This is a genomic window from Rhizobium sp. LCM 4573, assembly GCF_001854865.1.
In the GTDB taxonomy this organism is placed as follows: domain Bacteria; phylum Pseudomonadota; class Alphaproteobacteria; order Rhizobiales; family Rhizobiaceae; genus Neorhizobium.
The window spans coordinates 412,366-430,599 of record NZ_MDDW01000026.1; the positions used below are offsets into that span (position 1 = coordinate 412,366).

Below are 18,234 nucleotides of genomic sequence, written 5' to 3' on the forward strand. Positions count from 1 at the left end.
TGCTCCTCAAGGTTCAGGCGACCACCTGGAGGTCGAGGGCCTGGCCGTTCGACCGGCGGATGCGTGCCGCCTTAGTGCGGACGCCCGGCAGGTTGCGATAGATGTCGAGATAGTCTCGTGCCATCCGTTCCGCGGTAAAGCGCTTTTCGAAAGTGGCGCGCACCTTTCGCCGGTCAAGCCGAAGCGCCCATTCAACGTTCTCCGCCGCCTCTGTCACGCTGTCGACCAGAATGCCGGAAATACCGTTGTCGATCACCTCCGGTACGGAACCGCAGCGGAAGGCGATCACAGGAGTTCCACAAGCCATGGCCTCGATCATCACCAGTCCGAAAGGCTCCGGCCAGTCTATCGGGAAGAGCAGCGCGCCGGCATTGCCGAGGAAGGCTGCCTTCTGATGCTCGTTGATCTCGCCGACGAATTCGACATTCGGATGGCTCTTGACCATCGGCTCGATCACGGTTTCCCAATAGGCTTTGTCGGCATTGTCGATCTTGGCGGCAATCTTCAGCTGCAGGCCAGCCTTCGCGGCGATCTCGATCGCCCGATCCGGACGCTTCTCGGGCGAGATGCGTCCAAGGAAGGCGAGGTAGCTGCCTTTAGGCTTTGCCGTGAAGGGAAGGAGATCGGCCGGCAGGCCATGGTAGACCGTTCTGGACCAGTTGACTGGCGGCATCGGGCGGYGCTGATCGCTGGAGATCGAGACCAGCGGAATATCGGGAAAAGCCTTGTAGAATGGCTTGAGGTCCGGCAGGTCAAGGCGCCCGTGCAGGGTCGTGACCGTGCGGTCCGCGAAATCCCGGATCAGCGGAAAATGCAGGAGATCGATATGGAAGTGCAGCACATCGAATTCGTGCGCCCGCCGGCGGATCTCCTCCAGCATCACGACCTGATGCGGCAGATGGTCCCTGACGGCCGGGTTGAGCCGTAGCGCGACGTCCGAGYACGCCACCAGCCGGGCGTTGGTGACAGAATCGCCGCTCGCAAAAAGCGTGACGTCATGGCCTTGGGCGACAAGTTCTTCAGTGAGATAGGAAACAATGCGCTCGGTTCCCCCATAAAGCTTGGGCGGAACGCTTTCGGCGAGCGGTGCGATCTGAGCGATCTTCATCGGCAAAACCTCCTCAGTTGAGCAAAGAGTCGTCGGTAAAAATCAGGTCCGCATCCTCAAAGAGGCACGCGGCAGGTCAGATGGAACGGCTATATCTCGAATGGCTGTCGGCGACGCTCTCCTTTCCGGTGGCTACACAGGCCAAGGCTGCCAAACCGGCGCACTTTCGGTCTCCGGTGATGGGCCCTGGGGACATTGAAGGGAGGAGACGAGCCTCGTTTCCCACTTTGCTCATCGTCCTTGTCCAACGCTTTCAGCGCTTCAATGATTTCGTCATAGGGGACGGCTTTATCCGTGCCGGGATGAAGGCGAAGGGCCGGGATGGACTCGATGGCGAAGATATCGGATGCCCACGACGCGAGAATGGCGCGCTTCTCGTCATTGCCGATGTCGACGGCGGCAAGCACGTCACGCGGGTGGTCGAAATGTTTGGCCGGGTGAAGCAGATGTGCGGCGCTGATCGCTGCCGTGGCTTCTTCTGGTATCGGTTTGCTTGTGTTCTCCTTTCTCATGAGCTTGACTCCATTGATCCTGCCCGATGGAACTGGTCCGATGGTTGTTCGGAGGGGGAGGCCTGCCCTCGAGGGCAGGGCAGGCCTGTTTCGATCACCTTAGAAGTCCATGCCGGCGCCGGCGGGCATGGCCGGAGCGGCTTCCTTTTTGGGCTTCTCGGCGATCATGGCTTCCGTTGTCACCAGAAGTCCGGCCACCGAAGCGGCATCCTGGAGCGCGGTGYGGACGACCTTGGCCGGATCGATGACACCCTGAGCATAAAGGTCGCCGTATTCGCCGGTCTGGGCATTCCAGCCGTAGGAGAATTCAGCCTTCTCCCGCAGCTTGCCGACGATGACGGAACCCTCGGCGCCGGCATTCTCGGCGATCTGGCGAACCGGCGCTTCGATAGCGCGACGGACGATCTCGATGCCGACACGCTGATCCTGATTTGCTGCGGCGAGGTTATCGAGAGCCCTGACCGCACGCAGCAGGGCGACACCGCCCCCTGGGAGAATGCCTTCCTCGACGGCTGCACGGGTCGCATGCAGCGCATCGTCTACGCGATCCTTCTTCTCTTTCACCTCGACTTCCGTCGAGCCGCCGACGCGGATGACGGCAACACCGCCGGCGAGCTTGGCAAGACGCTCCTGCAGCTTTTCCCGGTCGTAGTCGGAGGTGGTCTCCTCGATCTGCGCGCGGATCTGGGCAACTCGGCCGTCGATCTCCGTCTTGGAGCCGACGCCGTCGATGATGGTCGTGTTCTCCTTTTCGATCGCGACCTTCTTGGCCCGACCGAGCATGTTGAGCGTAACGTTCTCAAGCTTGATGCCGAGATCCTCAGAGATAACCGTGCCGCCCGTCAGGATGGCGATGTCTTCCAGCATGGCCTTGCGGCGGTCGCCGAAGCCTGGAGCCTTCACCGCAGCAATCTTGAGGCCACCCCGCAGTTTGTTGACAACGAGTGTCGCAAGAGCTTCGCCCTCGACGTCTTCGGCGATGATCAGGAGCGGCTTGCCGGATTGTACGACGGCTTCCAGAACCGGGAGCATCGCCTGCAGGTTCGACAGCTTCTTTTCATGGATCAGGATGTAAGGATCATCCAGTTCGACCCGCATCTTGTCCTGGTTGGTCACGAAGTAGGGACTGAGATAGCCACGATCGAACTGCATGCCTTCGACGACTTCGAGCTCGGTTTCCGCCGTCTTGGCTTCCTCAACGGTGATGACGCCTTCGTTGCCGACCTTCTCCATCGCCTCGGCAAGATAGCGGCCAATCTCGGAATCGCCATTGGCGGAGATGGTGCCCACTTGGGCGATTTCCGAATTGCTGGTGATCTTGCGGGCGTTGTTCTTCAGCTCCTTGACGACTGCGTCAACGGCTAGGTCGATGCCGCGCTTCAGGTCCATCGGGTTCATACCGGAGGCAACCGCCTTGGCACCTTCCTTGACGATCGCCTGGGCGAGGACGGTTGCGGTCGTGGTGCCGTCGCCAGCCAGATCGTTGGTCTTGGAGGCAACTTCGCGCAGCATCTGCGCGCCCATGTTCTCGAACTTGTCTTCAAGCTCGATCTCCTTGGCGACCGATACGCCGTCCTTGGTGATGCGCGGCGCGCCGAACGACTTGTCGATCACCACGTTGCGGCCCTTCGGACCGAGCGTCACCTTTACAGCATTGGCAAGAACATCGACCCCACGCAGCATGCGTTCACGGGCATCGCTGTGGAACTTGACTTCCTTTGCAGCCATTTTTCTAACTCCTCAATAGGCAGCTATCTGACTGATGGGTTGGATTGACAGGTGATCGCCTCAGGCAGCTTTCTTCTGCTCGGCCTGGGCTTCGATAATGCCCATGACATCGCTTTCCTTCATGATCAGCAGGTCTTCGCCGTTGATCTTGATCTCTGTGCCGGACCATTTGCCGAACAGGATGCGATCACCGGCCTTGACGTCGAGCGCCTGGATCTGGCCGGACTCATTGCGCGCGCCGGGGCCGACGGCGATGACCTCGCCCTCCTGCGGCTTTTCCTTGGCGGTGTCGGGAATGATGATGCCGCCTTTGGTCTTTTCTTCAGATTCGACCCGGCGGACGAGAATGCGATCATGAAGCGGTCGGAACGACATGTTTTCCTCCGATGGACAAACAATGATGACGTTGTTCCCCCTGACCGAACCGGATGACCAGTCCGGGCGGGTGCAAAATCTCTTGTCGAGCTTTTTGCGCGAAAAAATTTGATTTTGCGATTTTGCGATTTCAAGAGGACAAAACGAAAAAATTAGCACTCAGCTGGTTTTGCTGCTAACGCGCTGGAAAGGAACAACAAAAAGATTCCTGCGTTTGAGAAATCCGTTGATGGCCGCAGGATTTTGGGCCACCTTTGGAGTGTCATGAAACGGAGATGAAGCATGCAATTCTCATCGGATCTGGAACGCCAGCTGAATGGTTACGGCCTCACCACCGCGCATATCCTCTACCGCATTCCTGATTTCGAATCCGTCCTTCAAACCTATGTCTGGCAGGACTACGATCTGGCTCCCGATTTTCCCGAAATGCACAAGTTCCTCGATTTCTGGCAGGCCAGGCTCGATGGTCCTCTCCATTCCGTCCGTTACACCCATCAGCATCTGATCGGGCCGAACGAGTGGCGCCGCGTCGAAGGAGAATTCAAACTTCACTGAGATCTTGAAACGAAATTTCCCTGTTYCTAGCTCTTTCACGGTCGAGGCTCAGTGAGCTCGGTCACTATCCCCACGTCTGTTCGGAGTGAGGCCAACATGGAAGAGAAAATCAATACAATCAAAGATCTCAATGTCGAGGATCGCGAGGAGGTTTTCGTCGACATCGCCCGCGTCCTCGAGAATACAGCACGCGACGCCTTCATCGAAGGCCACAGACATTTTGCCGCGATGTCGACCAACATGGCCGAGGCGATCCGTATCAACGCCGACGAGCTTGCCCGTGATGATCTGCGCAATGCCGAGCGCGTACTGCAACAGGCTACAGCGATGATCGCACAGTTCAAGGCTGCGCATCCCTACCCGCTGGTGAGCAAGTCCCTGCACTGATGAGGCCGCGCGCTTAATCGCCTTCGCTACGATGCTGCAAGCCCGCCCTACAATCCCCAAGCAAGGAAATTTGGTGCGCTTACTGAAGATTGTGGTGATGAATCTGGCTGACCCAGCGCCATAGCTCGACTGTCGCTTGCCTCGCCCCGAACAAACCGGGCGGGGGTCGGGGCGGAGGCGCCCGCCACATTCCTGTCCGAAATCAATCTGCGAATGGCGAGCTAAGTTGACGCAAGCAGCTTACTCCGCCTCCGCCATCAAGGCTTCTGCATCGCGTCCTGCGGCGAGGCGGAATGGCGATGCTGGATCCGTGGCACATCGCCAGATCGCCGCAGCGACGTCCGACGGGTGGGTTATAGGTCCCGACTGGTTGCGCATATGTGCAACGATGCGCTCGATCATCGGCGCATAGTCGGCGTTGTCGCGGCCCCGCAGATGCGGCATGCCGTTGTCGCCGAACCGCGTCTCGGGTGCGCTCCCCGGTATGACCAGATGGGCGCGCACACCAAACTCCCGCACTTCTACGGCCAGCGTCTCGGTTATGGAGTTCACCGCCGCCTTGCTGGCCCTGTATACGCCGACCATTGACTGCGACTTGAGCGTGGTCGACGACGAGACGTTGATGATGACACCCGACCGGCGCTCACGAAACGATGGGAGTACCGCCTGGATCGTTGCGAGCGTGCCCAGCGTGTTGGTCTCGAACATGGCGCGCGCCATGTTGGGTTCGGTCAGTTCGACCGGCGACGGCACGCCGAAGCCGGCATTGTTGACAAGGACGTCGATCGGACCAGCCTCGGCGACGGAACGGGCGATACTGGCCGGATCGGTGACGTCGAGTTGTAGGATGCGCAGCCTCTCGGACGCCGGAATTATCTTGGGGTCGGGTGTTCGCATCGTGGCCGCCACATCCCAGCCACGATCGAGAAACAGCCGGGCGGTCTCCAGACCGAAGCCAGAAGAGCAGCCCGTGATGAGGATTGCCGGCATAAGAATCTCCACGTGTTGATGTTGACGACAATCTAGCTGGGCCATCCAGGACGTGATATGGCTGGAGATATCGATTTCTTTTGAATTAGTCCTGAATGACCGCCGATCCGCTCGCCGAAGTCGTAACGCTGCTCCAACCAACGGCCCGCTTTTCCAAGCTTATTGAGTGCGCCGGCTCCTGGAGGTTCCACCGCAAGGGAACGGGAGATCCTTTTTACTGCGCGGTGCTGGAAGGGCATTGCCGTGTGACGGTCGACGGGCAACCGCCCCTGATCTTGCAGGCCGGGGATTTCCTGCTGGTTCCGGCCATGCGCGACTTGATCAAGGAAAGCCTGGACTTGCCGCAGGACGAGACATCAAGAGAACCGATCGAGGTAGGCAAGGGCTGTTTTCGTGTCGGCGGGGAAGACGAGCCGCCAAACCTCCGCATCCGGATCGGGCATTGTTCGTTCGGTTCGCCGGATGTGGCTCTGCTCGTGCCGCTGCTTCCACATGTCGTCCTTGCGCGCGGAGAGTCGCGGCTCGCGACGCTGACGCAATTGGTTGGCGACGAGACGCTTGCGCATCGACCGGCTCGCGAACTTGTGCTTGAACGGCTGCTGGAGGTACTGCTGATCGAGGCATTGCGATGCGGTAGTGAGATACAGAATGCGCCGCCGGGCTTGGCGCGCGGTCTTGCCGATGATCGCGTTGCGGCCGCGCTGCGCGCCCTCCATGCGCGCCCGGAATATCCCTGGACGGTTGCTGGATTGGCTTTCGAAGCGTCTTTGTCGCGCTCGGCGTTCTTCGCCCGTTTCAACCGGACAGTGGGTATGCCGCCGATGGCATACCTTTTGGCGTGGCGTATGGCTTTGGCCGGACGTCTCCTTCGCGGACAAGAGCTTGGCTTGGATCAAGTCGCTGAACGCGTTGGTTACAGTTCGTCCAGTACTTTCAGCGTCGCCTTTACCCGATACGCGGGCATGTCTCCAACTCGCTACGGTCGGTTAATGCACCTGAATGGACAACATAGCTCCGGCATGCTGCCGCCGGCACTCCTGCAAAACGCCTTCACGCGTTAGCTGAGATTGGTAGATCTGTTGACCGCTTGAGTTAGGAAGCAGGTCAGGCCGCTTGAGCRTCGACAGTCGACGGTATCCAGTTCCACGGAAGCAGTTGCTCCAGCCTGGTAATCGGCGTGTCCGCGATGCGGGCAAGAACGTCGGCGAGGTATRCCTGCCGATCGATGTCGTTGAGCTTTGCCGCCATGATCAGCGTKGCCATGAAGGCGGCATGTTCAGCCACACGATCCGATCCGGCGAAGAGCCACGATTTTCTGCCGAGCGCGAAGCCGTGCAAGGCTCGCTCGGCCGCATTGTTCGTCAGGCAAATCTTGCCGTCTTCCAAGAAGGACGTGAAGCCATTCCATCGTTTGAGCATGTAATCGATCGCCTCTGCGACAGGAGAAGGCGGATGACAGCAGTTCAGACCTTTTCGATGTCGAACGGCTTCAATTTTAAGCCCGTCTGTCATCGAGCGCGTTTTGCTGTACCCGACCTGCTCAGATCGGGTACACCGTTTCGACGTAACCTTAGATCTGCCGCAAGCCGCCGTCGACGCACAGTTCGGCACCGGCGATGTAGCTCGCTTCATCGCTCAGCAAGAACAAGGCGGCCGCAGCCACTTCTGAAGGCCGCGCCATTCGCCCCATCGGGATCGGAGCGACAATTGCCGCACGAGTGTCTTCCGGAACCGCGGCCATCATGTCCGTATCCGTGGGGCCGGGCGCAACAACGTTGACGCGTATACCTTTGGGCGCGAGTTCTGCCGTCCAGGTTCGGGCATAAGAACGGACGGCTGCTTTGGTGGCGGCATAGGTCCCGTACGAAGAGTAGCCCGCGTTGTCGGCGATGGATCCGATGAGGACAACCGACCCACCTCCTGTGATCACGGGCAACGCCGCCTGCAGGCCAAAAACCATCCCGCGGACGTTAACGCCGAAGTGGCGGTCGAAGTGGTCTGGCGTTATTTCTGTGATTTGCGCAGGCTCGGAGAGGCCTGCATTCAATACGAGCGCGTCAATGCGGCCGCATGCTCTTCGCACTTTTTCGACAACCTCCAGCATATCTTCGGGGACAGCGGCATYGGCGGCAATGCCCACCGCGTCATTGCCGATGTCCCTTGCCGCCTTTTCGGCATCTTCACCTCTGCGACTGGTCAGGAAGACCCTTGCCCCTTCGGCCGAAAGCCGCTCTGCAATTGCCAAGCCGATACCCTTGGCGCCCCCGACGACCAGGGCAACCTTGTTACTCATTCGAGCCATCGTGAATCCTTTCAATTGATGGTCTCGCCATGATATACGTCCTATATCTGGTATCAATTACGCACCCTAAGTAGCCTAGATATGAACGAGTATACCGACCTGGAAGCACTTTCTCACCGCGCCTTGTGCGACATGGCGCAGGTTCGCCCCGTGCTCGACAAGATCGCGGACAAATGGACGATCCTGATACTGACAGTGATCTGTCCCAAACCCTCGCGCTTCAATGAGATCAAGCGGCGTCTCAATGGGGTTACGCACAAGGCTCTGGCCGACGCTTTGAAGAGGCTTGAGCGGAACGGYCTTGTGACGAGAACCGTCCTGCCGACGCAGCCGATCGGCGTAGAATATGCCATCACGCCACTCGGTCATTCGCTGCGGGAGCCGTTTGAAGCGCTGTGTTCATGGGCAGCCGCCAATGGCGACAAGGTCGAGGCAGCCACGCTGCGCTATGACAACGCGAGAAATCGCCGCTGACGATGTCGCTATGACCGCTTCTGGCGCTCAGGCGACGTGATGCCGCTTGCAAGACGATGTCTGCTTTCAGGCAGGCGCGTGCCAGCCTCTATGACCCGAAGCGGACGCGGCGTCGCGATTCAAACCGTGGCTTCGCTGCGGCAGACATCGATAAACGCGCGTAGCGCCGAGGAAGTGAAACGGCTCGGATAATATAGCCGAGGCCCCTCCAGCTCAGCCCACCAGTCAGGAAGTACAGGAATGAGTGTTCCTGCCCGGAAGTCGCTTTCAAGCCAGTTGCGGAAAGTGCCGATGATGCCCAGTCCTGCTCGCACATAGCTCAAACCCGTGTTCAACGCGTTGACGCTTAGAACAAGGCAGGTCGTCGGCTCTATGTTTGCCGTTTCGTCCCCACGTCGCAACGACCAGGGAATGAGCGTTCCGTCGGACAGTCGATATCTGATCGCGCAATGATCGGCCAGCTCCAGCGGGTTTCCAGGCAGTCCGTGCTGCTTCACATAGGAGGGCGACGCGGCAAGCGCAATCTGCTGCAGGCGAGGACCGATCGGGATGGAAATCATGTCCTTTTGAATGGAATCGCCATAACGGATGCCTGCATCACATCCCGCCGCGATGATGTCGACGAGGTTGTTCTCCACCACGATCTCCACCTGTACCTTCGGGTGCCTTCGCTGCAATTCAACGATCAGCGGCGGGAGGATGTCCGGAACAACCGCACCCGGAACATTAAGTCTGAGGTGGCCCTGTATGAGGTCCGCCGAATTCGCCGCCTCGAAACAGGCTGCGTCCATTTCGGTCATCAGGGGCTGAATGCGTTCCGCCAGCGCGTGACCCTGGTCCGTGGCCCGGAGACTTCGGGTGGTACGCAAGAGAAGCGGCACGCCGAGTTGCTTCTCGATCCGCGAAACCGTGGTGCTGACTTTCGAAGGCGCAATGCCCAGCCGCTTCGCCGCTGCACGGAAGCCGCCCTCGTTCAGCACAGTGAGAAATACCTGGAGATCGTTCGGCGACACATTGTTCTTCATACAGAACAGGCTATTCGAAATGGAGCAGATTATCAACGAAAGGAGTACCAATTAACGTTTCTCCGATACTCGCTATCCGGCGGGTACGTCGACAAAGGGAAATATGCCATGTTCATCGTCACGGGCGCTTCCGGCAAACTCGGCCGCAAGATTATTGAAAACCTTTTGCTTCACGTGCCTGCCACAAGCATTGGAGCCAGCGTCCGTGACCCGTCGAAAGTGACAGATATCGAGGCAAGGGGCGTGCGTGTGCGGCAAGGCGATTTCAGCGATGCCGAGGGCCTGCGCCACGCCTGGGCAGGTGCCAGGCGACTACTCCTGATTTCCTCCAATGCCGCCGCAACAGGTGGCGACCCGTTGGAGCAGCACGCGACTGCCATCCGCGTTGCGCGAGAAATCGGCGTCGAGCGCGTATTCTACACCAGCCAGGTATCAAGCGCGGCGAGTTCTCAATTTCCACCCGGCAGATGCCACGCAGCGACGGAAGAGATGCTAGCACGGTCAGGATTGGCCTGGACTGCCATGCGGCACGGCTTTTATGCCGAAAGTGCGCTGATGATGAACAAGCGCGGCTTCGACGCCGGCTCTCTGGAAGGACCGGAAGATGGCCCGGTCGCATGGGTGACCCACGATGACCTCGCTGCTGCAGACGCCGCGCTGCTGGTCGGGAGGGAGGATATCGATGGCCCCACGCCGCCCCTGACGGGAAGCGAGACCCTGGACCTTGCCGGTCTTGCGGAAGTAGCCGGAGAGCTTCTGGGCAGGCCTGTCTCAAGAACGATTGTGAGCGAAGAGACCGTGAAAGCCAGAGCGTGTGCCGCAGGCGCCCATCACGGGACAGTCGCCGTAATGCTGGGATATTACCGCGCGGCCCGTGCGGGAGAATTTGCAGCCACCGATCCGGCACTTGCCAGGATACTGGGACGGTCACCCGAGACCATGAGGGAGTTCCTGAAGGCAAACCTTTAGCGCACCGACCGCTCGTTACGTGCACTTGCGTGCTGGCACGTAAATATACTGGGGCGATGCGCATTCAGTTTCTCAAAGCCAAATAGAGTATACTCAAAGAAGACTTGGGACGGTTCCCGTGTGGCCTGCCATAGCTATTTAATGAGGCTTTCGAGTTAGAGGTCGGTGATAGCTTCATTGGCAAGAGCAGGTTTCCAAAAGTTTCGCCAAGGGTCAGAACTTCACGGAAAAATCCGCCCGGAAGGCATGGTCGCCGGCATTGCCGGCGATCTGGCCGAAGTAGGAGGCGCCCAGAGAGGCCTTGGCTGAAAGACTGAAATCAAGTCCAGCCTCAAGCAGCACGGCGTCCTCGGCGATGGGCGCTCCGGCAATCGTGAATGCGTTACTGCCAGCAAATGCGAAACTGGACAACGGCGTTACGTCACCAAAGGCATGACGCCAGCCGACCATGCCGCTTGCTGTTGCCTCGATCGCTCCGATACTAAAGCCTGTCGAGGCGCGCAACCCAAGCGTGGTGAAGGTCACGTCCGTGTCGGAACCGGAGGCTGCAAGTGCGGCAGCACCGCCGTTCTCATTGAAGCCGTCAGTATGGACGTTGACATAGGCAAGATTGCCAAACGGCTCAAAGGCAAAGCTGCCATGTTCGACCTTATAGCCAAGTTCGCCAAACACCTGGGTCGTTCCGGCGTCGTAATCGGCCGACAGTTGGTCACTAACGCCAGGAAAGGCGACGGATCGCAGGGTCTCGATGCTATGCCAACTGTAGGCGGCACCTGCCCTGAAGCCGAGAGCACCCCATTGGGTGCCGCCATAGAGCCCAAGGTGATAATCGTCGCTGTCGCCCGAGGAGGCGCGCTTATCCAAATCGAAGGACGAATGGCTGTAGCCGGCCACTACGCCAAGTCGCCAGGTTTCCGTGACCAAGCCATCCGCGCCGATCAGCAGACCGCCGGTTGACCGATCCAACGCCGCGGCATTGCCATCACCGTCCCATTCCGCCCAGGAGCCGAGTCCCTGCATCCATACGGCAAAACGGTCGGTGTCCGAAGAGGTTGGGGCGAAGACGTTGGCGCTCTTGCCTTCCCGCGTCAGAGCTTCCTCGGGAACATACCCCATCACTGGCAGCGGCCGGGCTGTGGTCCCTGCAAAGGCAGCGCGCACCCGGGCTGTTGCGGCTTCGCGCAAAAAGCGGCTGTCTTCCAGCATTGCGCCCTTGATCGAAGCATGCATTTCGCCAGAAAGCAGATCAAAGGCATCCCTGGCCGTTTCATCGTCGGGCAGACCGACGATCGCGTCATAGATTGGCGTGCCCGGGCCCTGGCTGTCGACTCCATCGCCGATCGCACATTGGTTTGCGGTGATTGCGACATCGCAGAACGAAACATCGTTGCGGGTCACGTCGAGATAGATGGCGTTCGGATTGTAGGCGAGCGCCAGATCGACGAAGGGTGCGTTCTGGTCAAGCGTGTTATAAGTGCCGGTAACGCTGTCAGCGGTGAGGATGGTGTAGCGGGTGCCGACATCGTATCCTCCTGGTGCCTTGAAAGCAAAAACAGTGCCTCCCTCAATGGTGGCGGCACCCGTCACGTCGATCAGGTCAGACTCGCCGTCTGCTGCTATTTCAACCTCGTAGGTGGAACCGGCATGCTGTGTGTAGTCGCCGGCGATGCGGAGCGTGCCGATCGAACTTCCCGGTGCGATGGTGCCGCCCGCGGCGACAGTGGTCGTGCCGACAGTGCCGGTGCCTTGCAGCCGCGCACCCGACAAGACTTCGAGCGTGCCACCGAGCGTGCCGTTGACGGCGAGTGTGCCGGCATTGACGATTGTCGTTCCCGCAAAAGCATTGGAATTGCCGGTCAGCGTGAGGGTGCCGGTTCCAACTTTGGCGAGCGCACCGGGGCCGGTAATATCGCCCGCAATCCTCATATCGAGATCGACAGTGTCGAACGTTCCGCCGCCCGCTCCTAGCGTGATATTGCGACCAGTGACGAGCGGCGCCGCCCCGCCGGCCAGACGTAGCGTGCCGCCATCCAGGGTGAGCCCGCCCGAGGCGGCGCCGAGATTGGCGTCGGCTGAAACCTGCAGCGTGCCGTTTCGGATGGACGTGCCACCTGTGTAGCTGTTGGTGCCCGATAGAATGAGTGTGCCGGTATCCTGCTTGACCAAGCCATCGCTGCCGTCGATTGCGGCAGCGATCGTGGCGGTCACACCGGCATCGGTGCGGATGATTGTCTCGCCAGTTTTGGCGGTCAGAGCATCGCCCTCTACGACGTAGCCATTCGTCATGAACTGCATGCCGGTAAAGAAGACGTCGCCTGCAGCATCGTCGACGGTCACGGTTCCTGCTGCGCCGCCGAAGATGGCAAAATCCTGGTTCCACTGTCCATTTGGAATGCCGTCCGCCTCAGTCCAGTTGCGGTTGGTCGCATCCCACACACCGCTACCACCTTCATTGATGCCATTGTCGTGCAGTGCGGCATTGCCGCCATCCCAGAAGCCCAGCTCCGCGCCGACGCTGTTGTTCAGGTTCACCTGACCGGCAATCCGTGTCTGTACGAACAGATCGCCGGCATCGACGCCGGCGGGCAGCCCGCCAAACTCCAGCCCGTTGTCGGTCAGCGCGCCGCCATAGTTCATCAGCCGGTAAACGCCCGGCCCGAAGCCGCCGATGTCGGTGATGTTCAGCGTCCCGTCCAGGGTAAGGTCGCCGGTGACCACGATCAGGTCGTTGACGCCGCCGCCAACTACGCCGGCCTGTCCCAGCTCATAATCCAGGATCGAGCCACCGTTGAGGGAAAGCGAGCCCAGTGTCAGCGTGCCGGCGCTCGACCCCGGCGCCAGGATGCCGCCATCGGCAATGGTCACGTCACCACCAATTGAACCAGAGCCGCCCAGYCTGGCGCCGTCAACAACCGTCGTTGCGGTGACGCCGAGCGTGCCATTCACCAGTAGCCTGCCGCCCCGCACGTTGGTTGCGCCGGTATTGCTGCTGGTGCCTGTCAGGACGGTAGTCCCGGCCACTTGGTTGATCGTGCCGTTGCCGCTGATTGCCGATGCGAATTCGTAACCGGTTCCCGTGTGGTTGAAGTTGATCGTGCCAGTGCCGGCGCCAAACGCAACCGTCGCGGCATCGAGTCTGCCCGCCGCTGCTGCCACATCGCCTGCCGCCGCACCGATGTTAAAGGTGCCGGTCGCGTCCGCCCCATCCGCCAGGGTGACCCCGCTGGCGGACAACACGCCGCCGTTCAAAATGGTCAGGGTGCCGGAATCGCCCGCGTCGCCGACGAACACTGATCCGACAGGATGGGAAATCGAGCCGCCGTCCAAAACGAGCGCGCCGCCAGAGACAGTCGTGTCGCCGCTGTAGGTGCTGCTGCCTGACAGGGTGAACGTGCCGGTTCCCGTCTTGACGAGGCTGCCGACGCCTCCGACCTCCGAGATCTCACCCGAAAAGATTGTCGAGCTATTGTCGCCGCCCGTCGTCAGCGTTTCAGCGGGACCCTGCARAGTGACCCTGCCGCCGCCTGCGAGCGAGCCGATCATCATCGAGTTGGTAACCTGCAGCGTTCCGGGTGCGTTGACGACGACAGCAGCTGAATTGGCGTTCGAATACTGGGTCGTAAGTTGCAGGATCCCCGCGTTGACGGTGGTCAAGCTGATGGTATTGCCGGCGTTTCCGACCGTCCACATGCCGGCGCCCTCCTTGATGAGGGTCCCCGCAGAGATCGGGGCTGCCGTGGCGGCGCCGTCTCCGTCGCCGCCCAGCGTCAGTGCGAACGGGCCGCCACTGATCACGCCGCCGGCGTTGAATGCCAGTGTTCCCGTGGCGGAGACGATGCTGGCGTCCCCAACCAGAGTAATCGGGCCACCATAGGTGTTGCTTCCAGATACGCTGCGCAGCGCGCCGCCATTTGACACGCCAGTTCCGTTGAGCGTCAGCCCATTGCCCACCGTAACGCCGCCTTGCAGTTCGAGCGCGCCGCCGTTTACCGTGACCGCGCCTAATCCGAGCGCTGTATTGTTTCGGACGTTCAGTACGCCGTCGGAAATCGTTGTGCCGCCCGTGTAAGTGTTGGCGGCGCCGAGCGTCACCGTGYCGGAACTCGTCTTGGTCAGCGCGCCGCCTCCGACCAGCACGCCGTTCACGGCCCCAGCCCGAAAATCGAAGGCGCCGGCATTGATGGTGGCGGTCTCGGCGAGCGTTCCGCCCGTGAGCTGGTATGTCCCGGCATTCATCGTGCCGTTGCGCACCGTGCCGCCGGAATGGTCCAGCATCCCCTGCGTTTGGGTTGTTCCGGAAAAGTCGAGCGTTCCGCCGATCACCGTGGTCGTACCTGTGGCGGCGCCGAGCGTGCCCCCGACGCCAAATGTCAATACGCCGGCGTTGATCGTCGTGCCGCCCGTTTGGGCGTTGGCGCCGGAGAGCGTCAACGTGCCGTTGCCCACCTTGGTGAGACCGCCCGCACCCTGCAGCCCGGTAGCGAAGCCGATGTCGAAGCCGTTCGTGTCGATGAAAGCTCCGCTCCCGTTAATGACTACGTCGCCATCCGCGAACCCGGGAAGGAAGTTGGCGATGGTTCCGGTGGCACGAAGCATGCCGCCGTCGAAGATCAAGCTGGGATCGTTCGACTGGTCAAAAACGTAACCGGTCTCCAGGACGCCGCGCGCACCATTCGTGCCGCGGAGAATCAACGTGCCTTGCCCACCGTTGGTCCCCAAACGCGTGGTTGGACTGCTCACGATGCCGCCGTTCTCGATGGTAAGGTGCCCGTGCCCGGTGGCTAGCATGCCGACGTTGAGGACGTCGGTGTTGGTCCAGCTAGAATTCGCACCGCTCACTGTAACGTCGCTGTTGCTGCCATAGCCCACGTAACCCGCGCCGTTGATGACGCTGCCGCCGTCCGCGATCGTCAGGGTACCTTCGCCGACATTGCCGACCCAAAGCACGGAGCCGGCGGCCAATTGCGATCCAGCCCCGCGCACCGTCACCGTACCGGACGAGCCGTTCCCTGAGCCGATGAGGGTCCCATCGCCGACGACAACGCTGCCGCCGTCGGCGATTGTCAGGGTGCTCTCGCCTCCATTGCCTACCGTGAGCACGGAGCCGGCGATCAATTGCGATCCAGCCCCGCGTACCGTCACTGTGCCGGACGAGCCGGCCGCGACACCGATGACGGTCTCATCGCCGACGACAGCGCTGCCGCCGTTCTCAACCGTGACGATGCCGTTGCCCGAAACGCCAACGAAAAGGGTCCCGTGATTAGTCCATGTCGAGCCGGAACCGCTTACCGTAACAGTGCCGGATGATCCTGCGAGAGCGCCGATCTGGCTAACAACGCTGCTGCTGACGCTGCCGCCATTTGCAATCGTCAGATTGCCGGAGCCGGCTTCTCCGACATAAAGGCTGTTTCTGTTGGTCCAGGTCGAGCCGCTCCCGGTAACCGCGACGGTGCCTTCGCCGGTTGCGTCGATCCCGATTCTCCCGATTGAGTTAGAAACCTGCCCACCATTCTCGATCTGGAGCGTACCGGCACCGGTCTCGCCGATATGGAGTTCCCCTATCATATCCCAGGGGTTCGGCCGGTCCCCTGGAACCCGGACGAGCTCGCCATTATCGATGATTTGCTGCGCTGGGGCCGTTCCAATGCTCAGGCTCAAAACAAGCAGTGAGACCGTGGCGAGCAAGGCCTCTTGCAAAGCCAAGATGCTTTTCCAGAACCCGCTTCGGTCATCCCCACCCTGCCACGAGACACCTCATTGTGACATAGACCACTTCTGCCATAATTAGAAGTGGTGCGAAGTCTTAAGATGACAAAAATGGACTGATCTCTGGGCATCAAGCTCCCATCTAGGGCGACAAAGCAGTTGCGCCCCTGGTCTTCTTGGCCCGCTCCAGCCTAAACAATGATCTCGCGCACTGTCTATCGCGCGTTGAAAGCAAGATGTGCCGCGCAGGGTCCCACCCTTAAGGGTGAGGAGCGCCCCTGCGCTATTTCCGCGAGCTATCGACTCTGGTAATCAATTTTGCATGCCGCGCCACCGCTGCGGCAACAATTCCGCCCACTGCGACGATCCAAGAGGCAATCATGCGGGTCCATTTGGAGCAATCCCATTCTCTCGCCGACGCAATTGATGCAGGGTGATCACGCATATCGCTGCGTAAATAGGTCCCAAGATCAGAGTTGCGAAAGGAACGACAACGCATCGAGGAGCTCAAACTGCTCCTCGGAGAATATCATCGCGTCTCCCCATCGAAAGCTTGACCCCAGCACGGTGCTCCTGGCCCGCCGGATACACACGTCTGCGGTCTTCACCCACTTGATATTCCTTATCTACACGTCGAAGTTCGTCGGCAAGACAATCATGTCCCGGATCGTGACGTTTCGCGGGCGGGTCAGCATGAAGATGATGGCATCGGAGACTTCTGAGGGCTCGATCAGACTTCCATTGGCTTTTGCCTTTTCAAGGTTTTCCGGGGGCCAATCGGCAAGCAGAGCGGAAACGACCGGGCCGGGCGAGACCTGGCTGACCCTGATGCCATGGTTTTTCAACTGCCGGCGCATGATCTGGACGAAACTGGTAATCGCCCATTTGGAGCTGGAATAGACTGGCTCCCACTGAATAGGCGCATGGCCAGCGACGGAGCAAGTCACCAAAATGTCTCCGGTCCCGCGCTCGATCATATGTGGAGCAATGTCGCGGACGTTCTTCATGACGGCGTTCACGTTGAGATTCAGCATCCGATCCATTGTCGCGGTATCGGTATCGATAAGATCCCCGCCAATATAGGACCCTGCATTGCAGTGCAGGATGTCGAGATGATCGACCTTTGCCAGGATTTCCGGCACCATGGCCGCACAACTTGCGGCGTCCAGAAGATCGGTGACCTGCATGACTACGGCATCGCCGAACTCGGCAGCGTACGTTTCCAGCGCCTGTCTGTTGTAGTCGACCATCACGACCTTGGCGCCGACATCGATCAGGGCACGGGTGGTGGCCAGACCGATACCGGAAGCTGCGCCGGTTACTGCAGCGATCTTTCCTTCGAGTAGTTTAGTCATCGTCTTGTCTCGCCTCTTGATTTTAGACAGCAAGGAAGCCGCCATCGACTGGCAGTACTGCGCCACTGATCATGGGCGCGTCCTCCGAAATAAGCAGTGCGATCGAGCGCGCGACATCCTCGACCTCTGCAAAGCGCGCCATGGGGTGGCGAACAATCATGGGGTCACGCTTGGAAGGCTCGGACCACGCCTTCGCGGCAAGCTCCGTCATGGTAACCGTAGGCGCCACGGCATTGACCCGGATCCCGTAGGGGCCGAGTTCCTTGGCCATGACACGTGTCGCGCCTTCCAGTCCCGCCTTCGAAGCGGCGTAAGCCACGTGATCCACGAAACCACGATGTCCGGCGATCGAGGTCACATTCACGATCGTACCGCCGCCGCCGTTTGAAATGCGAGCGCGCGCGAACTCCTGCGCACAAATCAGTGCGGCCCGCAGGTTGATGCCGAGGACCTGCTCATAGCCCTCCTCCGTCATATCGATAACGCTTTCAAGCACGTTGGTTCCCGCGCAATTGATCAGCGCGTCTGCCAGTCCCGCTTTCTTCATGGCGGCGCGTGCTGCTGCGTTGTCGGCGAGATTGACTGATATTACGGTGGCGCTGAACTTTGCCGCAAGATCATCAAGATCGGCCTGCGAACGCGATAAGGCTACGATTCGCGCGCCACGGTGGGTGAGCAGTTCAACGCAGGCGCGACCGATACCCTTGCCAGCACCCGTGATGATTACCGTTTTTCCTGTAAAGCTCAA

15 protein-coding genes and 2 pseudogenes are annotated in these 18,234 nt (G+C 60.1%); 5 read left to right on the plus strand and 12 right to left on the minus strand.

What is annotated here, in order from left to right; all coding sequences use genetic code 11:
• Positions 1–13: 13 nt before the first annotated feature.
• The 4 genes from LCM4573_RS21040 to groES form a co-directional block, all read right to left on the minus strand.
• Positions 14–1,108: a glycosyltransferase family 4 protein gene (locus LCM4573_RS21040; RefSeq protein ID WP_071008314.1), complete on the minus strand. Its 1,095-nt coding sequence runs from the start codon at positions 1,106–1,108 to the stop codon at positions 14–16.
• 89 nt (positions 1,109–1,197) lie between these two features.
• Positions 1,198–1,620 carry a hypothetical protein gene (locus LCM4573_RS21045; protein ID WP_071008315.1) on the minus strand — a complete coding sequence of 141 codons (423 nt, stop codon included), beginning with the start codon at positions 1,618–1,620 and terminating at the stop codon, positions 1,198–1,200.
• A gap of 99 nt (positions 1,621–1,719) precedes the next feature.
• Positions 1,720–3,348, minus strand: a complete 1,629-nt coding sequence (gene groL, locus LCM4573_RS21050; protein ID WP_071008316.1) for a chaperonin GroEL — start codon at positions 3,346–3,348, stop codon at positions 1,720–1,722.
• Between the two features lie 60 nt (positions 3,349–3,408).
• Complete coding sequence (gene groES / locus LCM4573_RS21055; protein ID WP_071008317.1) at positions 3,409–3,723, minus strand: co-chaperone GroES; 315 nt, start codon at positions 3,721–3,723, stop codon at positions 3,409–3,411.
• A gap of 282 nt (positions 3,724–4,005) precedes the next feature.
• On the opposite strand from groES, the gene LCM4573_RS21060 reads away from it, so the two are divergent.
• Together LCM4573_RS21060 and LCM4573_RS21065 are read left to right on the plus strand one after the other, a co-directional pair.
• Complete coding sequence (locus LCM4573_RS21060) at positions 4,006–4,278, plus strand: usg protein (RefSeq protein WP_071008318.1); 273 nt, start codon at positions 4,006–4,008, stop codon at positions 4,276–4,278.
• Positions 4,279–4,374: 96 nt separating this feature from the next.
• Complete coding sequence (locus tag LCM4573_RS21065; RefSeq protein WP_071008319.1) at positions 4,375–4,665, plus strand: hypothetical protein; 291 nt, start codon at positions 4,375–4,377, stop codon at positions 4,663–4,665.
• A 240-nt stretch (positions 4,666–4,905) separates the two neighbouring features.
• On the opposite strand, the gene LCM4573_RS21070 is transcribed toward LCM4573_RS21065, so the two are convergent.
• Entirely contained in the window at positions 4,906–5,655 is a 750-nt protein-coding gene (locus LCM4573_RS21070) for an SDR family oxidoreductase (protein WP_071008320.1), read from the minus strand.
• A 95-nt stretch (positions 5,656–5,750) separates the two neighbouring features.
• Here LCM4573_RS21070 and LCM4573_RS21075 point away from each other — a divergent pair, with 95 nt between their 5' ends.
• Entirely contained in the window at positions 5,751–6,716 is a 966-nt protein-coding gene (locus LCM4573_RS21075) for an AraC family transcriptional regulator (RefSeq protein ID WP_071008321.1), read from the plus strand.
• Between the two features lie 43 nt (positions 6,717–6,759).
• Here LCM4573_RS21075 and LCM4573_RS21080 read toward each other — a convergent pair.
• Together LCM4573_RS21080 and LCM4573_RS21085 are read right to left on the minus strand one after the other, a co-directional pair.
• Positions 6,760–7,101, minus strand: a pseudogene (locus tag LCM4573_RS21080) (transposase); the annotation flags it as partial.
• Between the two features lie 124 nt (positions 7,102–7,225).
• The gene (locus tag LCM4573_RS21085) at positions 7,226–7,957 is read right to left on the minus strand and encodes an SDR family NAD(P)-dependent oxidoreductase (RefSeq protein ID WP_071008323.1); all 732 of its coding nucleotides are present in this window, start codon (positions 7,955–7,957) and stop codon (positions 7,226–7,228) included.
• 81 nt (positions 7,958–8,038) lie between these two features.
• Here LCM4573_RS21085 and LCM4573_RS21090 point away from each other — a divergent pair, with 81 nt between their 5' ends.
• Entirely contained in the window at positions 8,039–8,431 is a 393-nt protein-coding gene (locus LCM4573_RS21090; protein WP_071008324.1) for a helix-turn-helix domain-containing protein, read from the plus strand.
• A 119-nt stretch (positions 8,432–8,550) separates the two neighbouring features.
• Here LCM4573_RS21090 and LCM4573_RS21095 read toward each other — a convergent pair whose 3' ends face one another.
• Positions 8,551–9,231 carry a LysR substrate-binding domain-containing protein gene (locus tag LCM4573_RS21095; protein ID WP_244505394.1) on the minus strand — a complete coding sequence of 227 codons (681 nt, stop codon included), beginning with the start codon at positions 9,229–9,231 and terminating at the stop codon, positions 8,551–8,553.
• A gap of 39 nt (positions 9,232–9,270) precedes the next feature.
• Positions 9,271–9,456 (minus strand): annotated as a pseudogene (locus tag LCM4573_RS28715) (LysR family transcriptional regulator); the annotation flags it as partial.
• Between the two features lie 108 nt (positions 9,457–9,564).
• Here LCM4573_RS28715 and LCM4573_RS21100 point away from each other — a divergent pair.
• Entirely contained in the window at positions 9,565–10,425 is an 861-nt protein-coding gene (locus tag LCM4573_RS21100) for an NAD(P)H-binding protein (protein WP_071008326.1), read from the plus strand.
• Positions 10,426–10,638: 213 nt separating this feature from the next.
• Here the strand turns inward: LCM4573_RS21100 and LCM4573_RS21105 are convergent, their stop codons facing one another.
• The 3 genes from LCM4573_RS21105 to LCM4573_RS21115 all read right to left on the minus strand — a co-directional run bounded on the left by LCM4573_RS21105 (position 10,639) and on the right by LCM4573_RS21115 (position 18,234).
• Complete coding sequence (locus LCM4573_RS21105; protein WP_071008327.1) at positions 10,639–16,128, minus strand: autotransporter domain-containing protein; 5,490 nt, start codon at positions 16,126–16,128, stop codon at positions 10,639–10,641.
• Positions 16,129–16,757: 629 nt separating this feature from the next.
• A complete protein-coding gene (locus tag LCM4573_RS21110; RefSeq protein WP_071008328.1) occupies positions 16,758–17,486 on the minus strand; it encodes an SDR family oxidoreductase in 729 nt (242 codons plus the stop codon).
• A 22-nt stretch (positions 17,487–17,508) separates the two neighbouring features.
• Positions 17,509–18,234 (minus strand): SDR family oxidoreductase, encoded by a 726-nt coding sequence (locus LCM4573_RS21115; protein WP_071008536.1) that lies wholly within the window; start codon positions 18,232–18,234, stop codon positions 17,509–17,511.